Origin of the sequence: Pseudomonas sp. W2Jun17 (assembly GCF_023127795.1) — a bacterium.
GTDB classification, from domain to species: domain Bacteria; phylum Pseudomonadota; class Gammaproteobacteria; order Pseudomonadales; family Pseudomonadaceae; genus Aquipseudomonas; species Aquipseudomonas synxantha_A.
Map to the genome: position 1 here is coordinate 300,586 of NZ_SPKO01000036.1, position 6,164 is coordinate 306,749.

The following is a 6,164-nucleotide window of genomic DNA, read 5'->3' on the forward strand; positions in this document are numbered from 1 at the left end:
GGCGTGTGGAGAGCAAAATGTGGGAGGGGGCTTGCTCCCGATGGCAGTGGGTCAGTGCCAGATGTACTGACTGACCCGCCGCCATCGGGAGCAAGCCCCCTCCCACATTTGCACTGCCGTGCTGTGTTTTTGCTCGGCTGTGGCTAACGCAGCGCCGCAGCCCCACTGCAAGCCTGCCCCGCCTGTTCACAAATCTGCCAGCCACCGCCCAGCGCCTTGTAGATCCCCACCACCGCCAAGCGCTGCTGGGTGCGCGCCGCCGTTAACGCACGGCGGCTGGTGAAGTCGGCACGTTCGGCCTCAAGCACATCCAGATACATGCCCTCGCCTTCGGCAAATCGCGTGCGCGCAAACCTGGCCGCCTCGCGATTGGCCGCCGCCTCCAGCAGCCGCAGGCCCAAGGTGCTGCCCGCGGCACTGTTGGCCTGGAACGCATCGTCGGTTTCCTGCAGGGCACGCAATACGGTCTGGTCATAGGCGATCAAGGCCGCTTGGGTACGCGCCTCGCTGGCGGCGATCCGTGCGCGTACACGCCCGGTGTCCAGCAGCGACCAGCGAATCACCGGGGCGATAACGTTCGACTGCATGCCTGCATCACCCAGGGAGCCGAGGCTTCCGGCCAGTAGTCCGATGGAGCCCTGCACCTGGATATCCGGATACAGGCCGGCGGTTTCCACGCCTATTTGCGCAGTCTCAGCCGCCAGGGTGCGTTCGGCCGCGGCAATATCAGCGCGCCGGGCTAACAAGCCGGCCGGATCACCCACTTGCAGGGTGCGCAGGCTCAAAGTCTCACGACCGGGCCTGGCCAGCGGTGGCTTGAACCCTTGTGGTGCCTGCCCCAGCAGCACCGCCAACGCGTTGTTGGAGGTTGCGCGTCGCCGCTCAAGGTCGGGCGCTACCGCCTCGACATTGCGCAGCAAGGCCTCGGCGCGCAGCAGGTCGAACTCGGTGGCGGCGCCGACGCTGACCAGATGTTCCACCAGGCCCAGGCTGTCGCGCTGGCTCTGGCTGATATCCGCGACCACCGCCTGTTCAGCTTCGATCCCTTGCAGTTCGAACCAGGTGGCCGCGACGGTGGCGGCGACGCTCGCCTGCACACTGCGCAGCAATGCCTGGCGCGACCCCGCCTGCGCTTGCGCTGCCTCTACCGAGCGGCGGACGCGCCCAAACAGGTCGATTTCCCAGGCCGCATCCAGCGCCGCGCGGGTGGTTTCGATTGAGCGTTCCTGGCCCAGCGGCGTCTCGACTTCACTGCGCCGTCGGTGCTCATAACCGAGGGCGGCACCGCCACTGGGCAGAAACCCTTGGCGGCTCTCGCGCAGGATCGCCTTGGCTTCATCCAGGCGTACGGCGGCGATGCCGATGTCGTGGTTGGCCGCCAGCGCCTGCTGGATCAATTGGCTGAGTGCCGGCTCGTCGAACACTTGCCACCACTGCACCTCGACCTCACCGCTGCCCAGACCTGCAACGGGCGCACCGAAGCTTGCCGGCTTGTGCGGGGCGGGCAGCACCGGCGCGGAATAGTCAGGCCCTACCGCAGCGCAGCCGGCCACCAGCAGCAACGGCAACATAAAGAGTGGAAAAGACCGTTTCATGATGCGCGCTCCTCCAGCTGCAACTTCGGACTCGAACCCTGACGCTGCAAGCGCAGCGCCAGGCTGCGCATCACCACGTAGAACACCGGCGTGAGGAACAGGCCGAACAGGGTCACGCCCAACATCCCGGCAAACACTGCAACCCCCATGGCATGACGCATTTCTGCCCCGGCGCCACTGGCCAATACCAGCGGTACCACGCCGGCGATGAATGCAAGCGACGTCATCAGGATCGGCCGCAAGCGCAGTTGGCACGCGTGGACAACCGCCTCCAACGGGCTCGCACCTTCGGCTTCGAGGCTGCGGGCAAACTCGACGATCAGAATGGCGTTCTTCGCCGCAAGCCCCACCAGCACCACCAACCCGATCTGCACGAACACGTTGTTGTCACCGTCCACCAGCCACACGCCGATGATCGCGCTGAGCAAGCACATGGGCACGATCAGCAAGACCGCCAGAGGCAACAGCCAACTGTTGTACTGCGCGGCGAGGATCAGGTACGCCAGCAACACACACAGCGGGAAAATAAACAGCGCCGATGATCCGGCGAGTTTTTGCTGGTAGGTCAAATCCGTCCATTCATAGGTCACGCCTTCGGGCAGTACCTCCTGCGCCAGCCGCTCCATCAGCGCAACAGCTTGCCCCGAGCTGACCCCAGGCATCGCCCCACCGGAGATATCCGCCGAAGGGTAGCCGTTGTAGTGAATCACCCGGTCCGGGCCGGAACCCGGTGTGACGGTGACAAACGCCGACAACGGCAACATGTTCCCGGCCGCATTGCGCACTTGCAGGCGGCCGATGGCTTCGGCCTGCATACGATGATCGGCATCAGCCTGGGCGGTCACCTTGTAGGTCCGGCCGAAACGGTTGAAGTCGTTGACATACAGCGACCCGAGATAGACCTGCAAAGACTCGAACACATCCGCCAGACGCACGCCCTGGCTCTTGACCTGGGTGCGATCGATGTCGACGTTCAACTGCGGTGCGTTGACGTCCAGGCTGGTCATCAATCCGGCGACCTGGCCCGACTCAGTGGCTTTGGTCATCAATACCTGGGTCTGCTGCACCAATGCCTCAAGCCCAACCCCGCCACGGTCCTCGACCTGTAACTTAAAGCCACCGGTCACCCCAAGGCCGGGCACCGGCGGCGGCGGGAATACGCCGAGGAATCCGTCAGGGATGCTCGCGAACTTGGCTTGCAGGCGCCCGGCGATGGCAACCGCGGTCATATCGGGCGAGGTTCGTTCCTTGAATGGATCGAGCATGACGAACATCACCGCAGCATTCGGCACATTGACGAAGCCGTTGACCGATAACCCCGGGAACGCCACGACGCTTTCGACGCCCGGTTCATCCAGGGCGATCTTCGACATCTGCCGCACCACCGCATCGGTACGGTCCAGCGAGGCCGAATTGGGCAATTGGGCGATACCCACCAGATAGTACTTGTCTTGCATCGGCACAAAGCCCGCCGGTACAGCGTTGAAGCCGAACCAGGTCAGCGCCAGTAATGCGCTGTAGGCGACCAGCGCCACCCCGCGGCGGCCGACGACCTTGCGCACCGAGTTGCCATACGCCTGCGGCGCCCGCTGGAACGGTCGGCTCAGCACCTGCACCCAATGCGCAGCACGACCGCGCAGGCTGCGCGGGTCGTGCGCCACGGCGGCGCTGCGCGGGCGCAGCAACAGGCCGGCCAGCGCCGGACTCAGGGTCAACGAGTTGACCGCCGAGAGGATCGTGGAAATCGCGATGGTCAGCGCAAATTGCCGGTAGAACTCACCCTGCAGACCACTGAGAAACGCTGTGGGAATAAACACCGCCGCCAGCACCGAGGTAATGGCGATGATCGGGCCGGTGACCTCCCCCATTGCCTTGCGCGCTGCCTCGGTGGGCTCCTCGCCGTTCTCGATATGCCGCTCGACGTTCTCGACCACCACGATGGCATCGTCGACCACGATGCCGATCGACAACACCAGCCCGAACAACGACAAGGTATTGAGGGAAAACCCCATCAGATGCATGACCGCGAAGGTGCCAATGATCGATACCGGCACAGCCATCAACGGGATCAGCGATGCGCGCCAGTTACGCAGGAACACCACCACCACGATGACCACCAGCAGGATCGCTTCCATCAGCGTGATGGCGACTGACTCCAGCGAAGCGCGCACAAACACGGTCGGGTCGTAGGCTATCCGCGACACCAGCCCTTCGGGGAAGTTGGCCTGCAGGCGCTGCATGGTGTCACGCACCGCCTGCGCTACATCGAGCGCATTGGCCCCTGGGCTCTGGATGATCTGCAAAGCCACGGCCGGCTCGCCATCCAACAGACTGCGCAGCGCATAGGCATCGGCGCCCATCTCGATACGGGCCACATCGCGCAGGCGCGTGACCTGGCCGTTATCGCCGGTGCGGATGATGATGTCGCCGAACTGCGCTTCGTCCGTCAGGCGCCCGAGGGTGTTGACCGTGACTTGGAAAGCCGCATTGGAATCAGGTGACTGGCCGACCGAGCCGGCTGCCACTTGCACGTTCTGCTCGCGTACGGCGCCGATCACATCACCGGCGGTCAAGCCACGGGCAGCGATCAGGTCCGGGTCGAGCCACAGCCTCATGCTGTATTCACCGGCGCCCCACACCAGCACGTCGTTGATCCCCGGTATGCGCGACAGCTCATCGCGCACCTGCAAGTAGGCGTAGTTGGAGATGTACAGCGGGTCATAACGTTGGTCGGGAGACAGCAGGTGGACCACCATGAGGATGTCCGGCGAGGTCTTCTGCGTGACCACGCCGAGACGCTGCACCTCTTCGGGCAAACGCGGCAACGCACGCGAGACGCGGTTTTGCACCTGGATCTGCGCCATGTCGGCATTGGTGCCCTGGGCGAAGGTCGCCGTCAGGATCATGCGGCCATCGGTGGCCGACTGCGAGGTCATGTAGAGCATGCCCTCAACGCCGGTGATCACCTGTTCCAGTGGCGCCGCCACCGTCTCGGCAATCACTTGCGGGTTGGCCCCAGGATAATTCGCGTTGACTTGCACAGTGGGTGGCGTGACCGCGGGGTATTCGCTCAGCGGCAGGTGGAAGAAGGCGACAAGGCCGCCGATCATCATCAACACCGACAGGACGATGGCGAAGATGGGCCGATCAATAAAGAACCGTGGAAAGCTCATTGCACGCCTCCCACAGTCAGCGGTGCCTCAAGCGGCTTGCCCTCGATGCTGGCGGCCAGCGGCGTCACCGTCATGCCCGGGCGCACCAGCCCTTTGACAACAATGCGCTCGCCCGGTTGCAGGCCCTGTTCAATCACCCGCAGGCCGTCAGCCATCGGGCCCAATTCGACCGGGCGGTATTGGGTCTTGTCGCCGTCACCGACCACCAGCACATAGCGCCGGCCCTGGTCGGTGCCGATGGAATGGTCGGCAATCAACACCCGCGTTTGTGCCGCGCCGGTGTCCAGCTTGACCTTGGCGAACAGCCCGGGGGTCAGGCGCCCGTCCGGGTTTTCGACCACCGCACGCACGCGCACGGTGCCGGTCTTGCGGTCGGCTGCGTTGGCCAGAAAGTCCACCCGCCCGGCCCGCGCATAGGTCGCATCATTGAGCATCGCCACCATTACCTTGGCAGCTTTGTCCCCCTTCGATCCGGCGTGTTCACGGGTCGCTGCCAACGAGTGCAGATAGGTGCGCTCGTCGACATCGAAGTACACATGCAACGGATCGACCGAAACGATCGTCGTCAACGGCGTCTCCCCTCGGGTGACATAGTTGCCTTCGGTGACGAGGGCACGATCGATGCGGCCGCTGATGGGCGCGGTGACGCGTGTGTAGCTCAGGTCCAGCTGTGCCGTATCCAATGCCGCCTTCGCCGCCTCGACCTGGGCCCTGCCGGCATTCAAGGAGGCAATGGCGGTGTCGAGGCGATCACGCGCCACCACCTTCTTGGCGAACAGTTGCTCGGCTCGGCCATGCTCGGCCTGGGCCAGCAACGCATTGGCCTCGGCCTCGCGCAAACGCGCCTTGGCAGCGTTCAACGCGGCCTGAAATCCCCGCGGGTCAATCACAAACAACGGGCTGCCCTTGGTGACGAACTGGCCTTCGGGCACGCTGACACTTTGCAGATAACCACTGACACGCGGGCGCAGTTCGACCTGCTCAATGGCGGTCAACGAACCGGTGTACTCGACAAACGGCGTCACCGCTCGCGCCACCACTTCGGCCACCGGCACGCTGGGCGGCTTGGCGGCAGCGGCCGGCGGCGCGTTGTCTGTGCATCCGCCCAGCGTCAACACCACGGCCATTGCCCCGGTGATCAGGCTTATTGGTTTGGCGTACATCGTTCACCCTCCTTGGAATTTTCAAGACAAATCGACACTGGAGGTTTTTATCGGGCTTGCCACATTGGGAAGGTCAAGCGCTATAAAACCGGGAGGGTGTGTTTTTGTCTGGAGGGTGTTTGGAGCGAGAGCTGGGTGCGCAAGTCAAGAGCTACCGGCGCTATAGCCACTTTGATGTGGCTAACCACGATGCGAAGCGAGCCGCTCTTGATCTTGATCTGCTTTTGATCTTA

General features: G+C 63.9%; 3 protein-coding genes. All 3 read right to left on the bottom strand.

All coding sequences use genetic code 11. The annotated features are described in order from the left end of the window. Positions 1–143: 143 nt before the first annotated feature. Genes E4O98_RS24035 through E4O98_RS24045 form a run of 3 tightly spaced genes read right to left on the bottom strand, consistent with a single transcriptional unit; the run spans position 144 to position 5,931 of the window. Positions 144–1,595, bottom strand: a complete 1,452-nt coding sequence (locus tag E4O98_RS24035; protein ID WP_248136447.1) for an efflux transporter outer membrane subunit — start codon at positions 1,593–1,595, stop codon at positions 144–146. Then, complete coding sequence (locus E4O98_RS24040) at positions 1,592–4,768, bottom strand: efflux RND transporter permease subunit (protein ID WP_248136449.1); 3,177 nt, start codon at positions 4,766–4,768, stop codon at positions 1,592–1,594. The genes E4O98_RS24035 and E4O98_RS24040 overlap by 4 nt, the downstream gene beginning before the upstream one ends. After that, a complete protein-coding gene (locus E4O98_RS24045) occupies positions 4,765–5,931 on the bottom strand; it encodes an efflux RND transporter periplasmic adaptor subunit (protein ID WP_078821153.1) in 1,167 nt (388 codons plus the stop codon). Before E4O98_RS24045 ends, E4O98_RS24040 begins: the two co-directional genes overlap by 4 nt. Positions 5,932–6,164 lie beyond the last annotated feature (233 nt).